General features: G+C 57.6%; 20 protein-coding genes. 5 read left to right on the forward strand and 15 right to left on the reverse strand.

The features are described 5' to 3' along the window. Nucleotides 1-185: 185 nt before the first annotated feature. A complete protein-coding gene (locus ACNT1W_RS22120) occupies nucleotides 186-1535 on the forward strand; it encodes an MFS transporter (protein ID WP_419246144.1) in 1350 nt (449 codons plus the stop codon). A 32-nt stretch (nucleotides 1536-1567) separates the two neighbouring features. Here the strand turns inward: ACNT1W_RS22120 and mscS are convergent, their stop codons facing one another. Beyond that, nucleotides 1568-2434 carry a small-conductance mechanosensitive channel MscS gene (mscS, locus tag ACNT1W_RS22125; RefSeq protein ID WP_017893892.1) on the reverse strand — a complete coding sequence of 289 codons (867 nt, stop codon included), beginning with the start codon at nucleotides 2432-2434 and terminating at the stop codon, nucleotides 1568-1570. Between the two features lie 193 nt (nucleotides 2435-2627). Between mscS and ACNT1W_RS22130 the strand changes: the two genes are divergently transcribed. After that, the gene (locus ACNT1W_RS22130; RefSeq protein WP_012146645.1) at nucleotides 2628-3296 is read left to right on the forward strand and encodes a DUF1345 domain-containing protein; all 669 of its coding nucleotides are present in this window, start codon (nucleotides 2628-2630) and stop codon (nucleotides 3294-3296) included. A gap of 56 nt (nucleotides 3297-3352) precedes the next feature. On the opposite strand, the gene fbaA is transcribed toward ACNT1W_RS22130, so the two are convergent. From fbaA to ACNT1W_RS22165, 7 genes are all read right to left on the reverse strand, one after another. Next, nucleotides 3353-4432: a class II fructose-bisphosphate aldolase gene (fbaA, locus tag ACNT1W_RS22135; protein ID WP_012146646.1), complete on the reverse strand. Its 1080-nt coding sequence runs from the start codon at nucleotides 4430-4432 to the stop codon at nucleotides 3353-3355. 115 nt (nucleotides 4433-4547) lie between these two features. Continuing rightward, nucleotides 4548-5708, reverse strand: a complete 1161-nt coding sequence (pgk, locus tag ACNT1W_RS22140; protein ID WP_012146647.1) for a phosphoglycerate kinase — start codon at nucleotides 5706-5708, stop codon at nucleotides 4548-4550. A 77-nt stretch (nucleotides 5709-5785) separates the two neighbouring features. Continuing rightward, complete coding sequence (epd, locus tag ACNT1W_RS22145) at nucleotides 5786-6802, reverse strand: erythrose-4-phosphate dehydrogenase (protein WP_012146648.1); 1017 nt, start codon at nucleotides 6800-6802, stop codon at nucleotides 5786-5788. Between the two features lie 368 nt (nucleotides 6803-7170). Further along, nucleotides 7171-8241 (reverse strand): ABC transporter ATP-binding protein, encoded by a 1071-nt coding sequence (locus tag ACNT1W_RS22150; RefSeq protein WP_012146649.1) that lies wholly within the window; start codon nucleotides 8239-8241, stop codon nucleotides 7171-7173. Next, complete coding sequence (locus ACNT1W_RS22155) at nucleotides 8234-10003, reverse strand: ABC transporter permease (protein WP_017893897.1); 1770 nt, start codon at nucleotides 10001-10003, stop codon at nucleotides 8234-8236. Before ACNT1W_RS22155 ends, ACNT1W_RS22150 begins: the two co-directional genes overlap by 8 nt. 78 nt (nucleotides 10004-10081) lie before the next feature. Next, nucleotides 10082-11137: an ABC transporter substrate-binding protein gene (locus tag ACNT1W_RS22160; protein ID WP_375190131.1), complete on the reverse strand. Its 1056-nt coding sequence runs from the start codon at nucleotides 11135-11137 to the stop codon at nucleotides 10082-10084. A 202-nt stretch (nucleotides 11138-11339) separates the two neighbouring features. Then, nucleotides 11340-12257, reverse strand: coding sequence for a DMT family transporter (locus ACNT1W_RS22165; RefSeq protein ID WP_017893899.1), 918 nt, complete (start codon nucleotides 12255-12257; stop codon nucleotides 11340-11342). A gap of 371 nt (nucleotides 12258-12628) precedes the next feature. On the opposite strand from ACNT1W_RS22165, the gene ACNT1W_RS22170 reads away from it, so the two are divergent. Together ACNT1W_RS22170 and brnQ are read left to right on the forward strand one after the other, a co-directional pair. Then, nucleotides 12629-13138, forward strand: coding sequence for a 2OG-Fe dioxygenase family protein (locus tag ACNT1W_RS22170; RefSeq protein ID WP_419246145.1), 510 nt, complete (start codon nucleotides 12629-12631; stop codon nucleotides 13136-13138). 149 nt (nucleotides 13139-13287) lie between these two features. After that, nucleotides 13288-14607, forward strand: a complete 1320-nt coding sequence (gene brnQ / locus ACNT1W_RS22175) for a branched-chain amino acid transport system II carrier protein (RefSeq protein ID WP_129937815.1) — start codon at nucleotides 13288-13290, stop codon at nucleotides 14605-14607. A 53-nt stretch (nucleotides 14608-14660) separates the two neighbouring features. Here the strand turns inward: brnQ and tkt are convergent, their stop codons facing one another. Further along, complete coding sequence (gene tkt, locus ACNT1W_RS22180; protein ID WP_115183864.1) at nucleotides 14661-16655, reverse strand: transketolase; 1995 nt, start codon at nucleotides 16653-16655, stop codon at nucleotides 14661-14663. 238 nt (nucleotides 16656-16893) lie between these two features. Here tkt and ACNT1W_RS22185 point away from each other — a divergent pair, with 238 nt between their 5' ends. Further along, entirely contained in the window at nucleotides 16894-17646 is a 753-nt protein-coding gene (locus tag ACNT1W_RS22185; RefSeq protein ID WP_012146657.1) for a M48 family metallopeptidase, read from the forward strand. Nucleotides 17647-18329: 683 nt separating this feature from the next. Here the strand turns inward: ACNT1W_RS22185 and ACNT1W_RS22190 are convergent. The 6 genes from ACNT1W_RS22190 to ACNT1W_RS22215 are packed head-to-tail and all read right to left on the reverse strand — an operon-like array spanning nucleotide 18330 to nucleotide 24450. Further along, complete coding sequence (locus ACNT1W_RS22190) at nucleotides 18330-19970, reverse strand: thiamine pyrophosphate-binding protein (protein WP_329908138.1); 1641 nt, start codon at nucleotides 19968-19970, stop codon at nucleotides 18330-18332. 49 nt (nucleotides 19971-20019) lie between these two features. Further along, entirely contained in the window at nucleotides 20020-21489 is a 1470-nt protein-coding gene (locus ACNT1W_RS22195) for an aldehyde dehydrogenase (protein WP_112363483.1), read from the reverse strand. Nucleotides 21490-21504: 15 nt separating this feature from the next. After that, entirely contained in the window at nucleotides 21505-22299 is a 795-nt protein-coding gene (locus tag ACNT1W_RS22200; RefSeq protein WP_012146660.1) for an aspartate dehydrogenase, read from the reverse strand. A gap of 17 nt (nucleotides 22300-22316) precedes the next feature. Beyond that, nucleotides 22317-23111, reverse strand: coding sequence for an SDR family oxidoreductase (locus ACNT1W_RS22205; protein WP_218217943.1), 795 nt, complete (start codon nucleotides 23109-23111; stop codon nucleotides 22317-22319). Continuing rightward, nucleotides 23108-23926, reverse strand: a complete 819-nt coding sequence (locus ACNT1W_RS22210; protein WP_419246146.1) for an alpha/beta fold hydrolase — start codon at nucleotides 23924-23926, stop codon at nucleotides 23108-23110. Before ACNT1W_RS22210 ends, ACNT1W_RS22205 begins: the two co-directional genes overlap by 4 nt. Further along, complete coding sequence (locus ACNT1W_RS22215) at nucleotides 23926-24450, reverse strand: cupin domain-containing protein (RefSeq protein WP_012146663.1); 525 nt, start codon at nucleotides 24448-24450, stop codon at nucleotides 23926-23928. Before ACNT1W_RS22215 ends, ACNT1W_RS22210 begins: the two co-directional genes overlap by 1 nt. Nucleotides 24451-24456: the final 6 nt, after the last annotated feature.

Below are 24456 nucleotides of genomic sequence, written 5' to 3' on the forward strand. Positions count from 1 at the left end.
TGAAACCCGCAAAAGATCATCGGCTTCCCCCGTAACATCGCTGCAAGCCCTTGGCTCTGGTGTATACTCGGGTTTCTACGCCATGCCAGCCAAAGCGGCTTTGGATCAGGCCCGTTTCAGCCGGAACCTGACGCCTATTCTGCCCTCCAGCCAGCTCCACACCAGCCCAATTTAGTGGAACTATCATGAGCCAAAACACCGCTCGTATCAGTGAGATTATCGACAACGCCAAGGTCTCGCCTTACCAGATCCTGATCCTCAGCCTGTGTTTTCTAATCGTCCTGCTGGACGGTTTTGATACCGCCATCATTGGCTATATCGCCCCCGCGCTGCGCGAAGAGTGGGATCTGCTGCCTGCGCAGTTATCCCCCGCCTTTGGTGCCGGGTTGTTCGGTCTGCTGCTCGGCAGTCTGATCTTCGGTCCGGTCGCCGATGCCATTGGCCGCAAACGGGTACTGCTGGTTTCGATACTGATTTTTGGCGGGGGGACTTTGGCCTCGGCCTATACCCATTCCATTGAGTCGCTGACCCTGCTGCGGTTAATTACCGGCATTGGTTTGGGGGGCGCGATGCCCACCTGCATCACCCTCAGTTCAGAGTACTCCCCGGCACGTCGGCGGATGATCATGGTCACCCTGAGCTGGAGCGGTTTCACCGCCGGTCTGGCCCTGGGCGGCCTGCTGGCCGGGCAGATTATTCCGGTGTTCGGCTGGCGCGGCGTGCTGATGTTGGGCGGCATGGCGCCGTTATTGCTGCTGCCGTTGCTGGCCTGGCAGATGCCCGAATCGGTACGCTTTATGGCCTCCAGCCCGAAACATGCCGCTGGCCTGCGCCAGGTGGTTGAGCGTATCACTGGCAAAAGCTGGGCTGGCGTAACGATCCTCGATGACGAGCGCCCAACGCAGGCGCGGTCGCCGATGACCCATCTGTTCACCGAAGGCCGCGCAGTGCGGACCCTGCTGCTGTGGGCCGCGTTCTTCTGCTCGCTGTTCGTGTTTTACCAGCTCACCAGTTGGCTGCCGAGCATTCTCAAGGACGCCGGTTACGATATCGTTCACGCATCACGCATTGGCGCGATGCTGCCTCTGGGCGGGACTCTCGGTGCAATCCTGATGGCGCTGCTGATGGACCGCGTCGGGCCTTACCGGGTGCTGGCCCTATCCTACCTGGGTGCCGCGCTGGTTGTCGGCGCTACCGGCTATCTGATGGGGGATGTCTACACGCTGGCCGCCACCGTGTTCCTTGTCGGCTTCGGTGTGGCAGGCGCACAGAACGGTTTGAATTTGGTTTCCGCCACTATCTACCCCACTGCGGCTCGCGTCACCGGGGTAAGCTGGGCGATGGCGAGTGGCCGCTTCGGCTCCATTGTCGGCTCCATGCTCGGTGCCTGGATGATTGCCGCTGCCGGTTCCCCGGAGACGTTCTTTATCTGGCTGGCGCTACCGGTGTTGGTGGGTTCTGCCGCCATCTTCCTGCTCTACCGGCTCAGTTTGAGCCGCCGGGCATCTGCGCATGACCCTGCGTTGCCCAACTGAACAAATAAAAAAGGGGCCAAGGCCCCTTTCCGTTATTCCGCTTTCGCGGTGGTCGCATCGTTGCGATACAGATGAACGTCCATCTGCGGGAACGGAATACCGATGTTGTTGGCATCCAGCGCGCGCTTGAAGTTCTCCATCAGATCGAAGTACACGTTCCAATACTCGGCATTGGTGGTCCAGGAGCGGGTCACGAAGTTCAGTGAAGAAGGCGCCATCTCGTTCAGACGCACGGTCACGCCTTTGGCGTGCATGATGCGCTTGTCAGCGGCGATCACATCGCCCAGTACCTTTTTCACCACATCGATGTCGGCGTTATAAGCCACGCCAACCACGATATCCACACGGCGGTTCGGCTCGCGGGAATAGTTGATGATGTTGCCGGCGATGATTTTACCGTTCGGTACCACGATGGTTTTGTTGTCTGCGGTGCGCAACGTGGTGGAGAAAATCTGCACCTGGTCGACGGTACCGGCTACGCCGCCCAGATCGACATACTCACCGGCACGCAGTGGACGGAAGGCCACCAGCAGCACGCCTGCGGCGAAGTTGGACAGCGAGCCCTGCAGCGCCAGGCCGACGGCCAAACCTGCGGCACCCAGCACGGCGATCACCGAGGTAGTCTGTACGCCAACGCGCCCCAGCACTGCAATAAAGGTGAAGGCCAAAATGCCGTAACGCGCCATGGCCGACAGGAAATCGGCTACCGTGGCATCAATGCCGCGCAGCTTCATCACGCGGTTTACCGCATTGCTGACTACTCGGGCAATGATCGAACCAATGATGAAAATAACAATCGCCGCGACGATGTTCACCGCATACTGAATCAATAAATCCTGGTTCTGCACCAGCCAGTTACCGGCACCATTAATGCCGTCTACTACATTCAGATCTTTCATTCGTGTCGTCCTAACTTTTCCCTAAGGGGATAAACTCGCAAAAAAACTGACATCTGGCGTCAGTCGGAAACCACCGCCCTAGGTTAACTAACATTCCCGCAGCATGCCAACCGTAAGCGGTAAAAATCGCCGAACTTCCTCTATGCTGAACATAGCGCTATCGCCTTTTTAACGATAAGGAACTTCGCTCGTCATGCAGATGCCATCGTCGATTCAACACTATTGGCGGGTTCGCCCCAGGCTGCTGCTTTCCGTGGCTGCGGGCATCCTGTGCTACCTGCTGCTGCCGGACAGGCTCGGTCAATTGCAACGCCTGATGCTCGGCTGGAACCTGCTGGCCTGGTGCTACCTGCTGTTTCTGTGGCGGTTGATGCTGGTCAGCACGCCGAAGCATATCCGCCAACTCGCGCGCACGCAGGATGAAAGCGCCAGTAAAGTGCTGGCGCTGGTCAGCATTGGCTGCATGGTGAGCATTCTGTCGATTCTGTTTGAGCTCAGTACCACCAGGCAGGTCAGCGACTCGCTGAAAACACTGCATCTGGCGCTGACCGGTGCCACGCTGGTGGTGTCCTGGCTGCTGCTGCCCACCGCGTTCACCATGCACTATGCCCATCAATTTTATCGTCAGGGCGCGCAGCAAGATCCTCTGCCACTGTTGTTTCCCGGTGACCTCAAAGAACCGACCTATTGGGACTTCGCCTATTTTTCTTTCACCATTGCCGTCGCTTCGCAAACCGCCGACGTGGCGGTCGGCGCGGCCGAGGTGCGCAAAATCGCCCTGCTGCAATCGGTGATTTCCTTTGTCTTCAACCTGATCATCCTCGGGTTGTCGATCAACGTCGGCGCCAGCCTACTGAGTTAAAAACAAAAAAGGCTCCCCGAGGGGAGCCTTCATGTAGAGCTAACAGCTAACCGAGATTACAGAACGTCTACTGCGTTCAGATCTTTGAAAGCCTGTTCCAGACGAGTAATCATCGAAGTCTGGGCTGAACGCAGCCATACGCGTGGGTCGTAGTATTTCTTGTTCGGCTTGTCAGCACCTTCTGGGTTACCCAGTTGGCCTTGCAGATAGCCTTCGTTCTTTTTGTAGTACTGCAGGATGCCGTCCCAGGTTGCCCATTGGGTATCGGTATCGATGTTCATTTTGATCACGCCGTAACCTACGGACTCTTTGATCTCTGCATCGCTAGAACCGGAACCGCCGTGGAACACGAAGTTCAGGCTGTTGTGCGGCAGGTTATATTTCTTGGAAACATAGTCCTGAGAATCACGCAGGATGGTCGGGGTCAGTTTCACGTTGCCTGGCTTATAAACGCCGTGCACGTTACCAAAGGACGCCGCGATAGTGAAGCGTGGGCTGATCGCATTGAGTTTTTCGTATGCGTAAGCCACGTCTTCTGGCTGAGTGTACAGGGAGGATGCGTCCATATGGCTGTTGTCCACGCCATCTTCTTCACCGCCGGTGCAGCCCAGTTCGATTTCCAGGGTCATACCGATTTTCGCCATGCGAGTCAGGTATTTGCTGCAAATTTCGATGTTTTCTTCCAGGGACTCTTCAGACAGGTCGATCATGTGGGAAGAGAACAATGGTTTGCCGGTAGCGGCGAAATGCTTCTCGCCAGCGTCCAACAGGCCGTCCAGCCATGGCAGCAATTTCTTCGCGCAGTGGTCGGTGTGCAGAATAACCGGCACGCCGTAATGCTCAGCCATCTGATGAACGTGGTGTGCACCAGAAATCGCGCCCAGAATTGCTGCACCCTGTGGAACGTCAGTCTTCACGCCTTTGCCGGCGATAAACGCGGCACCGCCGTTGGAGAACTGAACGATAACCGGAGCGCGTACCTTCGCGGCTGTTTCCAGCACGGCGTTGATAGAGTCGGTACCCACACAGTTAACTGCTGGCAGAGCAAAGTTGTTCTCTTTAGCTACTGCGAATACTTTCTGAACGTCATCACCAGTGATGACACCCGGTTTTACGAAATCAAAAATTTTAGACATGTTACTTTGTCCTGTTTCGTCGGCCGTAGATGGATGTAAATCGATTTTTCATGCCGCGCCGCCTATGCCGCGCGGTATAAAATAAACGGGCGACTTTCGTCTCCCGTTGTCTGAATTACTGCTTAGCGCGCTCTTCCAGCATCACAACTGCCGGTAACGCTTTGCCTTCCACGAATTCCAGGAAGGCGCCGCCGCCGGTAGAGATGTAGGAAATCTTATCCTCGATACCGAACAGATCGATAGCCGCCAGCGTATCACCACCACCAGCGATAGAGAATGCCTCGCTGTCTGCGATAGCGCGCGCGACAATTTCGGTACCCTTACGGAAGTTAGGGAACTCGAATACGCCAACCGGACCATTCCACAGAATGGTTTTGGCTTCTTTGAGCAACTTGGCCATAGCCAGCGCGGTTTCGTCACCGAAGTCCATGATCTCTTCATCATCGTTGACTTCACTGACTTTTTTCAAGGTGGCAGGTGCAGTTTCAGAGAACTCCGTACCTACGCGAGAATCGGTAGGAACCGGAATTTTAAACTCGTCACGCAGTTTTCTCGCTGCATCGACGAAGTCAGGTTCGTACAGAGATTTACCGACGTTGTTATCGATAGCCACGAAGGTGTTGGCGATACCGCCGCCCACGATCACCGTATCGGCGATTTTCACCAGCGAGTTCAGCACATCGAATTTAGTCGAAACCTTAGAACCGCCAACCACGGCAACCATCGGGCGAGCCGGGCTTTTCAGCGCTTTGCCCAGGGCTTCCAGTTCTGCAGACAGCAGCGGGCCAGCACAGGCGACAGGTGCAAACTTGCCCACGCCGTGGGTGGAAGCCTGCGCACGGTGTGCCGTACCGAAGGCGTCCATCACATACACGTCGCACAGCGCCGCATATTTTTTGGACAGGGTTTCGTCGTCTTTTTTCTCGCCCTTGTTGAAACGGACGTTTTCCAGCACTACCAGTTCACCTTCTGCAACGTCAACACCTTCCAGGTAGTCTTTAGCCAGACGAACCGGGTTTTTCAGGTGTTCTTTCAGATAGTTAACAACAGGCAGCAGGGAGAATTCTTCGTTGTACTCGCCTTCGGTAGGACGACCCAGGTGGGAAGTTACCATCACGCGGGCGCCTTGTTTCAGCGCAGCTTCAATAGTCGGCAGGGAGGCACGGATACGTGCATCGGAAGTCACTTTACCGTCTTTCACTGGAACGTTCAGATCGGAGCGGATCAGAACGCGTTTACCGGCCAGATCCAGATCGGACATGTTAATTACAGACATGGTGAACCCTCTTGGTTGATTCTCTAGAAACTATAAAGTTGCCTGAGCGGCGCATCGGTCGTGCCGATGCCGCCGTACTAGAAACCGCTTGCGGCCATTGCCCGTGTTGTATCCAACATCCGGTTGGCAAAGCCCCATTCATTATCACACCAGACCAAGGTCTTGATCAGGTGCTGACCGCTGACCCGGGTCTGCGTACCGTCGACGATAGCGCTATGCGGGTCATGGTTAAAATCGATCGAGACTAATGGTAGTTCCGTATAGTCAACTATACCACGAAATGATCCCCGTGCGGCCATTTGCAGCAGCTGGTTGACCTCTGTCACCTTCACCGCCGAACTGACGCTGACGCTGAGATCGATGGCCGTCACGTTGATGGTCGGCACGCGCACGGAAATCGCTTCGAAACGATCGCAAAACTGCGGAAAAATACGGGTGATGCCCGCGGCCAGCTTGGTGTCGACCGGAATAATCGACTGGCTCGCCGCACGGGTACGCCGCAAATCCTGATGATAGGCGTCTATCACCGGCTGATCGTTCATCGAAGAGTGAATGGTGGTCAGGGTGCCCGATTCGATGCTGTAGGCATCGTCCAGCAGCTTAATCACCGGAATAATGCAGTTGGTGGTGCATGACGCATTGGAAACAATGCGGTGTTCTGCCAGCAGCGTCTGATGGTTGACGCCGAACACGATGGTGGCGTCCAGATCGTTACCGCCTGGGTGGGCGAACAACACTTTTTTCGCCCCCGCCGCCAGATGGGCTTCGCCATCTGCCCGGCTGCCGTACACACCGCTGCAGTCCAGTACCACGTCGACACCCAACTCTCCCCAGGGAAGCTGTTCCACCGCCGGCTGATGCAGCAAGCGAATGGTGTCGTCCCCGACGGTCAGCATGTCGCATTCCTGGCGAACATCCCAGGCAAAGCGGCCATGGCTGGAGTCGTATTTCAGCAGGTGGGCCATCCCCTCGGCGTTTGCCAATTCGTTGATCGCCACCACGGAAATCTCCGCTCTTCGTCCCGATTCATACAGTGCGCGTAAAACGCTGCGGCCAATGCGGCCAAAGCCGTTTATCGCTATGCGGATTGTCATGCTGCTCCTGAAAAAGGGCCTTCCCTCACCGGGCGTACTCACCGTTGTCGAGAGGGCGCTGACTGGGTTATCTGGATAACCCGCATAGAGTACTTTAGCGCACCACCCGCTGTGAATCGTCGCATTGCATTATTCCTTCGACCCGGCAGTGGTTTCACCGGCTTCACTCCGGCATTTCAGTTGAAAACAGCCACAACTGAAACGCTTCAGCTGAGCATAAACCAAAGTTTTACCAAAAGGAACAGATGCGACAGTCTGCCTGACAACCGAACGACACTTTGCGGGAATAAGATGATCTAGCGCACACTTTTTCCTGGCCAATCCTTGGCCTTGCGCCAGATTTTTTAACAAAAACGACGTTTTCCGCCTTAAACTTTAGGAAAAATCCACAGGTGCTCGGGCGGCAGGGAGAGCCGGCACAGTGTCTGACCTCGTACTTCGGTGCCATAAGCGCGCACCACGAAATCCTCGGCGACGGTGCGGAACAGGTATTCCCAACGGTCGCCGAGGTACATGCTGGTCAGCAACGGCAGCTCAAGCTGATTGCCCTGCGCATCATCTCCCAGGCGCACGCGCTCCACGCGGATCACCGCCGTGGCCTCTTCGCCGGCTTTTACCCCTGCCCCCGCCATGCCCCACAGCGCCCAGTCTTTGCCTTCAATACGCGCTTTGCCCTCACTCACTTCGGTAACCTTGCCGTGCAGGCGATTATTACTGCCCATAAACTCGGCGGTAAACAGGGTCGACGGCGAACCGTACATTTCCTGCGGCGTACCCTGCTGCTCGATTTTTCCGTTGTTGAGCAACAGGATGCGATCGGAGATCGCCATTGCCTCGTTCTGATCGTGAGTCACCATCAGCGCCGAAAGCCCCAGTTTGATGATCAGCTCACGCAGGAACACCCGCGCCTCTTCGCGCAGCTTGGCGTCGAGGTTAGATAACGGCTCATCGAGCAGGATAACCGGCGGGTTGTACACCAGCGCCCGCCCAATCGCCACGCGCTGTTGCTGGCCACCGGACAACTGATGCGGATGACGCTGGCCCAAATGCCCCAGACCAAGCTGGTCGAGCACGCCCTGCACCCGCTGGTTGATTTCCGCTGCGGCGACTTTGCGTAATTTCAGCGGATAGGCGACGTTTTCAAACACTGTTTTATGTGGCCACAGGGCATAGGACTGAAACACCAACCCCAGGTTGCGCTCCTCCGCCGGAATTTCACTGCGCGCGCTGCCGTTGTACACGGTATTGCTGCCAATGATAATGCGGCCCTGGGTCGGTTTCTCCAGCCCGGCAACCGCCCGCAACAGCGTGGTTTTACCACTGCCCGACGGCCCCAACAGCGAAACCACCTCGCCGCGCTTTAAATCCATCGAGACACCCTTCAACACCGGGTTGTCGCCGTAGGTTAAATGCAGGTTTTCTACCGAAAGTTCAATCATGTAATTTCACTCCAAAGCGCAGGGCAATACCCAGCCCCAACACCACCAGCAGGATGTTAATGAACGAGAGTGCCGCAACGATATCGATGGCGCCCGCCGCCCACAGGGAAACCAGCATCGAACCTATGGTTTCGGTGCCCGGAGACAACAGATACACCCCGGTGGAATACTCACGTTCGAAAATCAGGAACATCAGCAGCCACGAACCAATCAGGCCGTAGCGCGACAGCGGAATGGTGACGTGACGGGTGATCTGCCCCCGGGTCGCGCCGGCACTGCGCGCCGCCTCCTCCAGCTCTGGGCCGACCTGCAGCAGCGTCGAAGAGATCAGCCGCAGGCCATAGGCCATCCACACCACGGTGTACGCCAGCCAGACGCTGAAGATGGTGCTGCGCAAGGAACGCAGCCAGACGATCAGGTTCTCCCGCAGCCACTCGGCCACCGGCAGCGCCGACAGCCAGCCCTCTTTCAATGACTTGTCCAGCCACATCGGCAGGAACAGGAACACCCACAGGAACGCCAGCCCCGCCAGCAGGCCCGGCACCGCTCGTGGCACCAGCACGCTGTAATCGAGGAAACGGGTAGCCCCGTCGGGTTTGCGGTGCATGGCAATGCCGATAAACAGATAGCAAACCACCGCCAGCGCGCCGCCGAATACCCCAATCGCCATCGAGTTGACGATCGCCCGCAGCAGGTTGGGTTGCTGCCAGATGGTGCGGAAAGTATTGAGCGACAGTTCGTCCCAAATGGAAACACCCACGCCCCAGTTGGAAATAAAGGCGCGCAGCACCACCCCCACCAGCGGTACGCCGATGGTCACCGTCAGCCAGAACACCACCACCGCACCGGCGACCCAACGCCATTTCCCCAGCGGCAGCGCCCGCGCCTGCGACGCCTTGCCCTTGACGGTAACGAAGCGGTTAGCGGTGCGCATCAGACGGCGTTGCAACATCACCAACGGAATGGTGATGCAGATCAGCACCACCGCCACCGCCGCCATCAGATGGTAAGACGGCGTGCCCAGCTTATTGGTCAGTTGATACAGGTAAGTCGCCAGCACCAGGTTGCCTTCCGGATCGCCCAGCACCAACATCAGGCCAAACACTTCCAGCCCAAGGAAAAACAGCAGTACCCCAGCATACAAAATGGACGGTCGCACCATCGGCAAACTGACCGCCGTCATCACCTGCAAAGGCGAGGCACCCGCCGTGCGTGCGGCTTCCTCCACGTCGGAACCGACGCTGCGCAAGGCCGAGGAAATATAAAGATAGGCGTGTGGCACGTGCGTCAGCCCGGCAATCACCACGATGCTGGCCATCGAATAGATATTCCAGGGTACGAACCCCAGCAGCGACTCCGCCCACAGCGAGAAGAAGCCCACTGGCCCGGCGGCCACCACGTAGCCAAAACCCAAGACCATCGGCGAGACAAAGATCGGCACCAGGATCAGCGGTTCAATAAAGCGCCGACCGGGCAAGTCGGTTCTGACCATCAAAAAGGCCAGAATGCCCCCCAGCGGAATGGCGATCACCACCAGGCCGAAAGCCAGAATAAACCCGCTTTTCAGCGCCTTGTAGAAGTCCGGATCGGTAAAGATAAACTGGAACGCCTCCAGGCTGAACACCTTGGAGGGGGAGAAAAAGGGAGCGGAGAGGAAACTTTGAATCACGATAAACGACAGCGGCACGTAGATAACCAGTGCGGTTATCAACACCACCAAGCCGCGCGGCAGGCTTTGCCACTTTCTGCGCCATGCTTCCATAAATATATCCCGATGGTTGTAAACGACGACGACCAAAGGGCGCGCGCCACAATGGCAGACGCGCGTCCGGATCCTGTGTTATTTCGCGGCGGCGGTACGCCATTGCTTGATGTAATCCAGGCGTTTGGCCGGCTGCAGGTACTCCAGCAGGCTTTCATCCACCGGGATCGGTTTGAGCGCTTTGCCGAGCATTTTGGTCATGCCGTCGATGTCGTTTTTGCCTTCAATGTCATTACGAATAGACGGAATATCGGCCTGGTTGGCGAGAATGCTCTGGCCCTTTTCCGACAGCACGTAGTTAAGCCACAGTTTTGCCGCATTGCCGTTGGCAGCCTCTTTGCTGATAAAGGACACGCGCGACAGCACCAGGGTGTAATCCTTCGGATAAGAGATGCCGAGGGAAGGGTCGGTTTTGGCTCGTGCTTCGGCGTAAGAACCCAGGATGTTGAAACCAATCAGGTTCTCCCCGGATGACACCCTTTCCATCATGGTGCCGGTAGAAGATTGCACCGCCAGCCCCCCTTTGGCGACGTCAGCCAGGGTGGCGAAATAGTTCGGGTCGGCCTTGAAGTCCTGCACCGACAGCATGAAGCCCAACCCTGACTTTTCAATGTCATAGGTGGTGACTTTCTTTTTGAACTTGTCGGTCTGGCTGGCGATCAACTTGGCCAGCGCGGCGTGAGAATCCGGTACATCGCCCTGCGGGATCAGGCGTTTGTTATAGATGAAGACCACCGGTTCGTAGGTGGTACCGTAGGCTTTATCTTTCCAGACCGCCCACTTGGGCAGTTGGCCCTGTTCCGGCGAAGCGTATTCCTGTGCATAGTCGGTCGCCAGTTTCAGCGCGGTATCCATCGACGAGCTCCACACCACGTCGCCGCTGGTGCCTCCCGCCGCCTGTTCGCTGATATAGCGGTTGTACAGCTCGGTGCTGTTCATGTCGTTGTATTCGACCTTAACGCCAGGATACAACGCTTCGAACCCCTGGATCAGCGGCCCGGCGGCCTTGGTATCCGTGGTGGAGTACACCACCACCTTGCCCTCTTTCTTCGCGCCATCCACAATTTTTTGATAGTCGGCTGGATAGCCTGCCGGGAATTCAGCGTAAGCAGGCACCGCGCCCAGTACAGCCATCGCCACTACCGACGCGCCGATTCTTGTCAACATAATCAACTCCTGGTTACATTTAAGAAACTAAAAATTAACATATAGTTAATAAGTGTTCTTAAGCAACGCCGTTGATTTTTTATCTTTTGGTTTTGTGAGGTTGGACGTTTTTCAGTCAAAAAAATCCATGGTCATCCCGGTTTTTAAACCAAGGACGAAATAACCGGTGTTATTGCATCAGTTTGGAACGCCGCAGCAGGCGGATCTTCTGTACGATAGCCACGCCGAGCAATGTCAGGCAAAACCCCGCCAGTTGCACCAACGACAGCGCTTCGCCAAACAGGAAATAAGCCTGCAACGCGGCAGCCGGCGGCACCAGCAGCATCAGCGCGGTAATGCGCGTCAGATCGCCATGCCGCACCATCCAGATAAACAACGCGGTACCGCCCAGCGACAATATCCCGGCCGACCACAGCAGCGAGAACCACAGCGTTGGCGAATTATCCCATTCTCCCGATCCCATCACCGCCGCCAAAACGCCGGTGACCAATGCCGCGCCAAGATGCTGAATAGCTCCTGCGGCCCGGAGATCCGCCGCCGCCAGCGAAGACTTCTGCACCATGATGCCAATCGTCAGCGCAACGATGCTGCCAAAACCCAGCAGAATGGGCAGCAGCGCCATGTTACCGACGTCGATGCCGGTCAGCCGCGGTGACAGCACCAACGCCACGCCGATAAAACCGATCGCCAGCCCCGTCCAGGAACGCAGGCCTATCGGCTTGCGCAGCACCAAAGCAAAAATCAGCGCCGTGAACAGCGGCTGCAGGCCGCCGATCAATGACATTACGCCGGCCGCCAGGCCGTTCGCCACCGCCCACCAACTGGCGGCGAGATAAACGCCGTTCATCAGCATGCCGGTAAGCAGGTGCATGATGAACTGCCGCCCTTTAGGCCAGGCGCAGTTGGCGGCCAGCAGGGCAAAAACCGCGGCGGCGATCAGGAAGCGAAAGGTCAGAAAGAGATTGGGATCGGCATGATCCGCCACCGCGCGGGCGGCTATAAACCCGGTCGACCAGATTAGTATCAGGAAAAACGGCGCAATAATGGATTTGCGCCGATAGAAGCTTTCCTTGCCGGTAATTACCATAAAAATACCTGAATAATGCTGTTGGTGGTTCACTACGAAGCATACTAACTAATTTAACATTAGCTTAATAGATTTTACCTCACGAATATTGACCTCGATAAAAACAAAACATGCCCGATACGCTAATAATTAAATCGAAAACCATATAATTAACCTGCCTTATAATTCATTTTTATTTATACCCTTCATACTTAAGGCTGGATATGCGCATCGGCGAAATCATCTCTGTGGAATATAACGAGAATGCATTAAAGCCGGCGTATAAATTGCAGGTCTATTTTGGCGAAGAGATCGGCAGCAAGGTTTTATAACTGTCAGTTTATCCTAATCCAAGAGGCAATAGAGCAATAGAGCAATAGAGCAATAGAGCAATGCAACAGCTATCTCAGCTTGACGCTATAAAGAAGGAATACCAGGAAAAGCGCTCTGTGTTTATTCCCGGTGATACCATGAAGGACATTTTATTGACTCTTGGCGCTCAGCCCGAAGACTTTACCAAACTGACACAGGTCAGCAATAACCTGGCGGACGATCCCACGCTGCCCTTTCGCAAATCGAGAAACGGCCGATTCTGCTTTAACTTTGATAATGACCGCATAGAGAGACTGGAATTCCAGCCTTTTGTGCTGTCGGTCGAGGAAGACTTTATCCGCCATGATTCGGGGCAAATTCGCCACTTCCGCGGCATCAACGACGACCTGCAGTTAAACACGGTATTCCAGGCGATAATGCGCTTTAAGGCCTACATTATCGATGGCGTCAGCGTAGCCCCGCGCGCCAGGCTGAATCAGGACATCAATAAATTTGTCTGTACCGTTTTCAACCGGTTGCGGTTTATTCCCTGCTGCCCGGCAACCGGTTTATTTCCAGCTTTGAGCTGATTCATCGCAGCGTAACTCAGGCTTTTCTCGGCAAAATATCATATCCTGCATGCCGAAATTTTTATGGGTGCCCGTTTGCCCATCGCGCCTGCCCTTGAGTTTATCGGCGCCAGGTTGTTTTTATCGTACACAGGCAAAGCAATACCGTTATGACAACACGCTTATCTCCCAAAGACATTATCGCCCTGGGCTTTATGACCTTCGCCCTGTTTGTCGGCGCCGGCAATATCATTTTCCCGCCAATGGTGGGCCTGCAGTCCGGTGAACATCTGTGGCTGGCCGCCGCAGGCTTTATCGTCACCGCCGTCGTCCTGCCGGTGATCGCGGTGATTGCGCTGGCGCGTGTCGGCGGCAGCATCAGCCTGTTGACCGCACCAATCGGCCGCAGGGCCGGCCTGCTGCTGGCTACCCTCTGCTATCTGGCGCTCGGCCCGCTGTTCGCCACACCGCGCACCGCCAACGTTTCTTTCGCTTTGGGCATCGCACCTTTTACCGGCGACGGCGCCCTGCAGCAGTTTATCTACAGCCTGCTGTTCTTCACGCTGGCAATGATTATCTCGCTGTACCCCGGGCGACTGCTGGATAACGTCGGCCATATTCTGGCACCGCTGAAGATCCTCGCGCTGGCCGCACTGGGCGTCGCCGCGTTGATTTGGCCCGCCGGCGCGCCCATCCTCGCCAGCGGCAGCTATCAGGACGCGGCGTTCTCCACCGGTTTTGTGCAGGGATATCTGACGATGGACACGCTGTCGGCGCTGATGTTCGGCTCGATTATCGTTACCGCCGCACGGTCGCGCGGCGTCAACGATCGGGGGTTATTGATGCGCTACACTCTGTGGGCCAGCCTGATTGCCGGCATCGGCCTGACACTGGTTTATATCTGCATGTTCAAGCTGGGCGCCGGCAGCGGCGGCCTGGTTGCCGACGGGCAAGACGGCGCGGCAATCCTGCATGCCTATGTACAGCACACCTTCGGCAATTTGGGCAGCGTCTTTATGGCCATCCTGATGTTCATCGCCTGTCTGGTGACTGCGGTGGGCATGACCTGCGCCTGCGCCGATTTCTTCTCCCGCTATCTGCCGCTGTCTTACCGTTCACTGGTGGTCCTCCTCGCTGCGTTCGCCATGCTGGTGTCCAATCTCGGGCTGGCCAATCTGATCCGCGTATCGATTCCGGTGCTGACGGCCATCTATCCTCCGTGCATCGCCCTGGTATTGCTCAGCTTTAGCCAGAGCCGTTGGCGCAGCGCCAACCGCGTGTTCACACCGGTGATCGCCACCAGTCTGCTGCTTGGCCTCGCCGACGGAATAAAGGCCTCCAGCTTCAGCGGCCTGCTGCCGGCCTGGTTCGATCAACTGCCGTTGGCGGATCAGGGATTGGTTTGGTTGCAGCCGACGCTGTTAGTGCTGTTGCTGGCGGCGGTTTACGATCGGTTGCGCGCACCGCGCCGTGCCGGGACGATGGCCTGAAATAAAAAAAACCGGTCAATGACCGGTTTTTTTATCAGCTTGCGAAGGACCGCTTATTTCAGCAGTGCCTGCGCCTTGGCCACCACGTTGTCCACGGTGAAGCCAAACTCTTTGAACAGCTGCTCTGCCGGGGCTGACTCGCCAAAGGTGGTCATGCCCACGATGGCGCCGTTCAGGCCCACATATTTGTACCAGTAGTCCGCGATACCCGCTTCTACCGCCACGCGTGCGCTAACCGCCGCCGGCAGCACGGATTCACGGTAGGCCGCATCCTGCTTGTCGAACGCGTCGGTAGACGGCATGGAGACCACGCGCACCTTGCGGCCGGCCGCAGTCAGCTGGTCTGCCGCTTCCACGGTGATACCCACTTCCGAACCGGTGGCAATCAGAATGACGTCCGGTGTCCCGGCGCAGTCCTTCAGCACATAACCGCCACGGTAAACGTTGGCCAGTTGCTCTGCGCTACGCGGCTGCTGGGTCAGGTTCTGACGGGAGAAAATCAGCGTGGTCGGGCCGTCGTTGCGCTCGATGCCGTACTGCCAGGCTACCGCCGACTCCACCTGGTCACACGGACGCCAGGTGCTCATGTTCGGGGTCACACGCAGGCTGGCCATCTGCTCAACCGGCTGGTGCGTCGGGCCGTCTTCGCCCAGACCGATGGAGTCATGGGTGTAGACGAACACGTTGCGGATTTTCATCAGCGCCGCCATACGCACCGCATTACGGGCGTATTCCACGAACATCAGGAAGGTCGCCGAGTACGGCAGGAAGCCGCCGTGCAGCGCGATGCCGTTGGTGATGGCGGTCATGCCGAACTCGCGCACGCCGTAGTGGATGTAGTTACCCGCCAGGTCTTCGTTGAGCGGTTTGGAGCCGGACCACATGGTCAGGTTGCTCGGTGCCAGGTCAGCGGAGCCGCCGAGGAATTCAGGCAGCACCTTGCCGAAGGTTTCCAGCGCATTCTGCGAGGCCTTGCGGCTGGCGATATTGGCCGGGTTGGCCTGAAGTTTTTCCACGAAGGCTTTGGCTTCGGCTTTCCAGTTGGCCGGCAGTTCACCGTTCACACGGCGTTTGAACTCGGCAGCCAGTTCAGGGAAGGCTTTCGCGTAGGCGGCGAACTTGTCGTTCCAGGCCGCTTCTTTGGCCTTGCCGGCTTCTTTGGCATCCCACTGGGCATAGATGTCCTGCGGGATTTCGAAGGCGGCGTATTTCCAGCCCAGCGCTTCACGGGTGGCGGCCACTTCGGCGGCGCCCAGCGCAGCACCGTGCACGTCGTGGGTACCGGCCTTGTTCGGGGAGCCGAAACCAATCACGGTTTTGCACATCAGCAGCGACGGCTTGTCGGTGACCTTGCGGGCTTCTTCAATGGCGGCCTTGATGGCGTCCGGGTTGTGGCCGTCAACGTGACGCACCACGTGCCAGCCGTAGGCTTCAAAGCGCTCGGCGGTGTTGTCGGTGAACCAGCCTTCGACGTGACCGTCGATGGAGATGCCGTTGTCATCGTAGAACGCGGTCAGTTTGCCGAGCTTGAGGGTACCGGCCAGCGAACAGACTTCGTGGGAGATGCCTTCCATCATGCAGCCGTCGCCCATAAAGGCGTAGGTGTGGTGGTCGACGATGTCATGACCCGGGCGGTTGAACTGCGCGCCCAGGGTGCGTTCGGCAATGGCGAAACCGACGGCGTTGGCGATGCCCTGACCCAGTGGGCCGGTGGTGGTTTCCACGCCCGGGGTGTAGCCGTATTCCGGGTGGCCCGGGGTTTTGGAGTGCAGCTGGCGGAAGTTTTCCAGCTCGCTCATCGGCAGGTCGTAGCCGGTGAGGTGCAACAGGCTGTAAATCAGCATGGAGCCATGGCCGTTGGAGAGGACGAAGCGGTCACGGTCAGCCCAGTGCGGGTTGGTCGGGTTGTGGTTCAGGTAGTCACGCCACAGGACTTCGGCGATGTCCGCCATGCCCATAGGTGCACCCGGGTGGCCGGAATTTGCTTTTTGTACGGCGTCCATGCTGAGTGCGCGGATGGCGTTGGCAAGCTCTTTACGAGAGGACATGTTTTACTCCAGGTCGGATTAAAAAATCAGTCAAGTTTTCTATTTTCTCAGACTCAGCATTAAAACGGCAATCCCTAATGCCAAATGAGAGCGAGTTCACAACTTATTAGCACAATTGGTCGTTTTTTCGGAATAACACTATTTTCCTGATTGTCAGCGTACACTAGTCTCAGACGGCAAGATTTCCCTAAATTAAAATGGCACTCCCCCCTTGTTACTATCACAGGAAGATGGCTTTATGAAGATCCGTACCTCTTTGATTGCATTAAGCATTGCCACTTTGGTAAGCGGCTGTCAAAACCTGAATACCGATACCCTGATGCAGTCTGGCGCACAGGCGTTCCAGGCGGCGACGTTGAGCAATAACGACGTAAAAACCCTGAGTGATAAATCCTGCGCGGAGATGGACAGCAAGGCACAAATCGCGCCGGCTGACAGCACCTATGCCAAGCGTCTGAACAAAATCGCCGCGGCGCTGGGTGATAATATCAACGGCACGCCGGCCAACTACAAGGTTTACGTCACTAAAGACGTGAATGCCTGGGCGATGGCCAACGGCTGTATCCGCGTTTACAGCGGCCTGATGGACATGATGACCGATAATGAAGTGGAAGGCGTACTGGGCCATGAAATGGGCCACGTGGCGCTGGGCCATACTCGCAAGGCGATGCAGGTGGCTTACGGCACCGTGGCGTTGCGTACCGCAGCGGCCTCAACCGGCGGCATCATCGGCTCGTTGTCACAGTCACAACTGGCGGACATGGGTGAAAAACTGGTGAATGCCCAGTTCTCGCAGAAGCAGGAAAGCGAAGCGGATGACTACTCGTTCGACCTGCTGAAACAGCGCGGCATCGATCCGAACGGTCTGGTCACCAGCTTTGAAAAACTGGCGAAAATGGAAGCCGGCCGTCAAAGCAGCATGTTCGACGACCACCCGGCCTCGGAAGCGCGTGCGCAGCACATTCGCGACCGCATCGCGGCAGGTAAGTAACCTTCATTATCCTACAGAGCAACGGCACCCAAAAGTGGGCTTCCCACTGACTAAGGTGCCGTTTTCAAAAAAATAAAAAAGCGCAATCCTATTAAATCCATTTTAAAAAAAACCTCTCAAAACCGCTTATAGATTTATATAAATAAAACAACTTACAACAACACATAATAACCATTTATTTTTTGTGATCTTTAACGGAAATTCACCCAAGTGGCATTGAACGTTGTCTGGAAACAATATAATACTAAGTTTCCTTATGGACATAAAACAACACTATGGAATGGAGTTATTTATGAAAACTATTGACTCATCTTTACTCGATCAAATCGCTGGTGGTCGTGGGTAGTAAGCAGCCTGGCCGCCATCTGTCGCATTTTATACATACAAAAAAATCGCTTTCACTCAGTAATGACGGAGATTAAGGCGTCAACTTATGAATAAAGCAAGATACTCGTTAATTTCCATTATCTGGATGCCAGGCTGTTACTTTATTGGCATTAATTCGTCATTGAAAATATTACAACCGGCGACCAGCTACGTGGACTTGGTCACACTGGTTCTTGCTATTATTGGGCTACGAGTATCCATTTCACTGATAGTCGACGCCCTGGGAATATTTAATAAAAATTAACTTCATTTGAACGACACCTTACTGATTAAGGTGTCGTTCAATCTGTCACGACTCAGTACAGGGTTTTCTGCGGTGGTCCGGCGAAGGTCAACGGCCCAATGCTGTTCATGTCCACCTCCACCACCGACGGCCCCGGATAGTTAATCGCCTCTGCCAAGACGCCGCTGAACTGCGCCGCGCTGTCGACCTTCCAGGCTTTCAGCCCCATAGCTTCGGCCACCAGCGTAAAGGCCGGAGTATGCAGTTCGTTATAGTACTGACGACCGGCAAAGTATTTATCCTGAATGCCGCGCATCACGCCGTAACCGCCGTCGTTCATAATCAGCAAAGTGATATTGGCCTGCTCCTGCGCCATGGTCGCCAGCTCGCCCAGGCCTAACGCCAAGCCGCCGTCGCCCACCAGCCCGACCACCTTGCGCTGCGGGTTAGCGATCGCGGTACCAATCGCCATCGGCAAGCCCATGCCAATCGCCCCGGCCAGCGAGTGAATGTTACACAGCGGCGAAATCGCGCGGAACAAACGGCTGCCCCAAACGCTGCCGGAGACGGTGATATCACGCACCAGCAGCCCATCCTGCGGCAGCGCGGCGGCAATGGCGTCGTTTAATTTGGCATATTCCCCCGACTGTTGGCGCAGCGCGCTTTCCGCCTGCTGCACCGCGTGGGCGATTTCGCTATCCCACTCGGCATTGACCTTTTCACCTGGGCTAACTCGGGCAGCCAGTGCTTTAAGCAAGGCACCACAGTCGCCGTTGATTTGTTCGTCGGCCAGATAGTTGCGATTGGCCGCCGCCGGATCAATATCAATCTGCACCAATGGGCGCGGCAGCGGCAGCGTCCAGGTACGGGTTTCATTGCTGCGCAGGCGTGAACCGGCCACCAGCGTCAGATCGCACTGCGTCAGGATCGCCTCAATGCTCGGCGAATTATGGAACGCACGCAGGCTGCGCGGGTGGCTATCAGGCAGAATGCCGCGCCCGTGGGTGCTGGAGATCACTGCCACACCGGCATCCGCCAATTTACGCACCGCCTCAGCGCAGCCCAGCGCACCGCCGCCCAGCCATAACAGTGGGCGTTTGGCCTGTTTCAGCCGCTGATACAACCGTTCAACCGCGTCATCACTGGCTGGCGGCAGTGGCGCAGGCATCACCGGCGGGCTCAGCACCGCGCTGGAAACCAGGCTGCTTTGAATATCGATTGGGATCTCTACCGCCACCGGACCGCAAGGCACCGTCTGCGCGTCGAGAATGGCCCGTTGGATCACTGCCACCGCCTGTTCCGCAGAGTTAACCCGATACGCGCGTTTGGAGCAGGCGCGCAGGAAACCCAATTGATCGCGGGTTTCATGAATGAACCCGGCGTCGGCATCCAGCCAGGCTTTTTCCACCTGACCGGTAATGTGCAGCAACGGCGTATTAGCGTTCATCGCCTCGATCATTGCGCCGACCGCATTGCCGGCACCGGCACCGGTACTGGTCAAGGCCACGCCCAGACCGGAGAAACGGCCGTGGGCATCGGCCATGGTCACGGCCCCCGCCTCACCGCGTGCAGGCACAAAGCGAATGTTGCCGCGCTGCCCCACCGCATCGGCAATCGGCAGATTATGAATCGAAATGATGCCGTACATCGCCGACACCTCGTACTGTTCCAGAGTCCGGGCTATCGCCTCGCCAACCGTTATTTTCTCGCTCATCATCAGCCTTCTTATATGTTCGTTGTAGGGTACGCACCGTCGCTCAAAACTAATCGCTCCAGCGATTCACCTGATGGCTAAGCGCCAGATACAGGCTTTTTTGCTGCATATAGGCTTTGATGCCGTGCAGGCCCTTTTCGCGGCCCAGACCGCTCTCTTTGAAACCGCCGAAAGGCGTAGAAATCGAGAATGTTTTGTAGGTGTTGATCCACACCGTGCCGGTTTCCAATTGCTCCGCCAGCGCCATGGCCCGTGGGAAATCACGGCTCCAGATACCGGCCGCCAGCCCGTAGACCGAATCATTGGCCTGGTCGATCAACTGCTGCTCGTCGTCGAACGGCAGCACCACCAGCACCGGGCCAAAAATCTCTTCCTGACAGGCACGGGCGCTGTTGCTCAACCCTTCAATTATCGTCGGCAGGTAATAGCTGCCCTCCGCCAGCAGCGGATCGGCCGGGGCTTCACCGCCAATCACTATCCGCCCGCCTTCCTGCTGCGCCAGCGCTACGTAATCCGCCACGCTTTGGCGATGCTTTTGGTTAATCAGCGGGCCGAGATGCACACCCGGCGTCAGTGGATTACCCACCCGCAACCCGGCCGCCAGTTCACTCAGGCGCGCCAGCAGTGGCTGGTACAAAGAACGGTGCACAAACAGCCGCGAACCGGCGATGCAGGCCTGACCGGCGGAGCTGAAAATGCCATAGCAGATGCCGCGCGCCGCCTGTTCCAAATCCGCATCTTCCAGCACGATGGTCGGCGACTTACCGCCCAGTTCCAGCGAGGTGGGGATCAGTTTCTCGGCGGCGATATGCGCCAAATGGCGACCGGTATTGGTGCCACCGGTAAAGGAAATCTTTTTCACTAACGGGTGGCGGGCCAGCGCTTCGCCAATCACCGAACCTTTGCCCGGCAGCACGCTGAGCAGCCCGGCAGGCAGCCCGGCCTGTTCAAACAGCTCCGCCAGTTTTAGCGCCATCAGCGGCGTGGCTTCGGCCGGTTTGAGGATCACCGCGTTGCCCGCCGCCAGCGCCGGGGCCACCTTTTGCATTTCACTGGCAATCGGCGAGTTCCACGGCGTAATCGCCGCGATCACCCCCAGCGGTTGATACTGGCTCAGCGTCATCACCTCGGCGCTGCGTTGGGTCGGCAGTTCGCCCTCCAGCACCTCGCAGGCGGCAGCAAAGTAGCGGGCCGTTGCCGCTGCACTGGCCACCAGCCCACGGGTTTCCGCCAGCGGTTTACCGTTGTCGCGGGTCTGCAACTGCGCCAACTCTTCCTGCTGCGCCATAATCAGATTACTGACGCGGTACAGAATATTGGCGCGCTGATGTGGCACCAGCCCACGCCACTCGGGCGCACGCCAGGCGCGTTCCGCCGCGGCTACCGCATCATTGACGTCTTCAACGCTGGCGGCACGCAGCTGCGCATTGACGCTGCCATCGGCCGGAAACACCGAGGTCATCTCGTCGCCACGCCCTTCACACCAGCGCCCAGCTACAAAAATCTTTAACTTTTCCATGCTCGCTCCTGCCGTTCAGGCAATAAAGCCACCGTCAACCAGACGGCGGCAGGCTTGTACTGCGCTCAGCGCCGCCAGGGTTGATGTTTTGGGATTGCTCGCCAGCGGGTTGCCGCTCAGCTCAATCTGAAACTCACCGAAATTGCCGCACACCTGTAGCCGGTGGGTATTGCGCCGGGTGGCGGGATCGACCAGTAGCCGCACCCGGGTGGCGTCCATCCCCAATCCGTTAAGCGCAATGGTCGCGGCCACGTTGGCATTGGCCGGGAACAGCCGCGCCGCCTCACGCGCCGAACCTTCAAAAAACACCTGCGCCTCGCTCACGGCATCAAGATCAATCAATTGCTCCGCCATGCTGCCGCGCCAGCTCGCCGGGCTTTTACAGGCCTGATAGGTGACGCTGTCCAGTCCGCCTTCACGCGCCGACGCCAGCCCATCCATCCCCGCCACCGCTCCGGACAGGACGATCAACTGGCCCTGGTGCTGCCGACAGGCCTGCTGCAACCGCTGCTGCAGCGCCGCATCCGCCAGCGCCCCGGTGGATATCACCGCCAACGGCCAGCCGCGCGTCACCACCGCTTCACCAAATTCCGCCACCGCCTGCTGGCTGGCACATTCCAGCACCAGATCCGGCTGTTCAGTACACTGATCCGGGTGGGTTAACGCCTGCACCTGGCCACCGAAGGCACTGTCGATTGCCGCATGATGAGCCGCACGCGCCAGGATCCAGCCCACGCTCACCCCGTCCGGCAAGCGGGAAAGCACTTCTCTGGCCATTGCGCCGTAGCCAATCATCATGATCTTCTTCATCTTTTCAGCCCCTGCGGTTAAAGATGGCGGTTAAAGCCACCGGAGACGTCAAGCGCCGCACCGGTAGTGAAAGACGCCAAAGGCGAAGCCAGGAACAACAGCGCCTGCGCCGGCTCCTGCGGTTTGCCGAGGCGTTTCATCGGGATGCCGCGACGTTCGGCAATCGCCGCCGTCCACTGCTCCCAGCTTTGATCCTTATCGCTGCGCTCGTCGAAGCGGCGTCGCCACTGGCCGGACTCCACCATGCCCAGCAGGATCGAGTTGACGCGAATGCCCTTGTCCACCAGCTCTTTCGACAGCGTCAGCGTCATGTTGAGCAGTGCGGCGCGCGCCGCCGAGGTGGCGATCATGTGTTCTTCCGGCTGCAATGCCAGCAGTGAGTTCACGCAGGTAATTGAAGCGATATCCGAACGCTCCAGCGCCGGCAAAAACGCCTGCACCGGGTTAATCACGCCGAACAGTTTTAGCTCCGCCTCATGCAGCCAGGCGCTACGTGGCGTCTGGTCAAAATGCGCGACGAATCCCTGGCCGGCGTTGTTGATCAACAGATCCACCCCGCCGAAGTGCGCCGTCACCTGAGCGGCAAACTGCGTCACCTGCGCCTCGTCCAACACGTCGCAGCACAGCGCCAGGATCTCCGCCTGTGGAAACTCATTACGCAGGCTGGCTTCGGCCCCGGCCAGTTTGTCCGGGTTACGGCCGCAAAAGGCCACCTTCGCCCCTTCCGCCAACAGCAGGCGCAGGGTCTCAAAACCGATGCCCGACGAACCGCCGGTGACCACTGCGACCCGTTGCTCAAGCTGAAAATTCATGGTTGGATTGCTCCCGTAAAGTCCTGCAGATAACGGTTAAATTGCTCCGGCGCATCGAGATAGCTGGCGTGCCCTGCGCCCTCAATCAACCTCAGAGGCGCGTCCTGCTGCTGCGCCAGTATTGCCGCCGCTTCCGGCGGTGTGATCCGGTCGCAGTCGCCGCACCACACCTGTAACGGGCCACGGTAACGCGCCAGATGGCGGCCGATATCGTCGTTGGCCAGCATCCAGGCGGCGCTGAGAAAACCTTCCGGATCCAGCTGTTGCATGCCGTTGCGCACCCAGGCGATATCCTGTGGATCCGCGCCATCACGCAACAGCGCAGCCGCCCGCTGTTCGCCGTAGCCCTGCGGCCCCAGCGTTTCAATCATCTGTTTACGCTGGCCGTAAACCTGTTGGCGTTTTTCTTCAGGCGCGGTGGCATAGCCCTGGGCCGGATCGGCCAGCACCAGTCCGCAGAGGCCGTCGGGATGATCCGCAGCATAGGCACTGCCGATCAACGCCCCGAGCGAATGGCCGACGATCAGCGGCTGCTCCAGTCCAAGCTCTGCCACCAGCGCCGCCAGCGCGGCGGCGTAAGCGGCGGCGTCCGGCTGGTTCACCGTCAGCGGCAGGCTGCCGCCGTAGCCCGGAGCATCCCAGGCCAGCAGGCGGTGACCGTCGGCCAGGCCGCGATCGTTAAACTGCTTGATCCACGAGGCAGAACCGGAGCTGATGCCGTGCAGCAACACCACCGGGCGGCCGTGCCCCGCTTCACGCCAGCTCAGGGTGTAATTCCCACAGTGCGCCTGCTGACGTTGAACCAGGCCGTTCATCAGTTACGCTTCACTTTGGACAAGGGATGATCTGCCGGGTAGGTCGGCGTTTCCGGTTTGGCCGTGCCGAGCATCACGCACATCAACGCCTCTTCCTCGCCGTGGTTGAACAACCCACGATAAACACCGGCCGGCACCGAGATCAGATCGCGCTCTTTCAGCTTGGTTTCGTAGTACTCCGTGCCGTCCTGGATCATCAGCGTGATACTGCCCTTCAGCATAAAGAACACCTCTTCCACATCGTCGTGCAGATGCAGCGGGCCTTCGCATTTCGACGGCAGCACCATGGTGGAGAAGGTAAAGTTGCCCGCCGGAATGGTATTGGTGTCGTTAACCACCCCGGTGGCACCGGTGCCGATATAACGCATCTGCGCGCGGCGGTATTTCGGGTCGTAGTCAGCCTGGAACTTCAACGCATTCCAGTCATACTTACGGCCTTCAAAGCGGGCGATACGGGATTCCACCCAATGCTCTATCGACTGATCCTGCGGCTTGACGCCGGCTTGTTTCTCAACCTGGGACATGTTGGT

Source organism: Serratia sp. NFX21, assembly GCF_048517035.1.
Lineage (GTDB): Bacteria > Pseudomonadota > Gammaproteobacteria > Enterobacterales > Enterobacteriaceae > Serratia > Serratia quinivorans.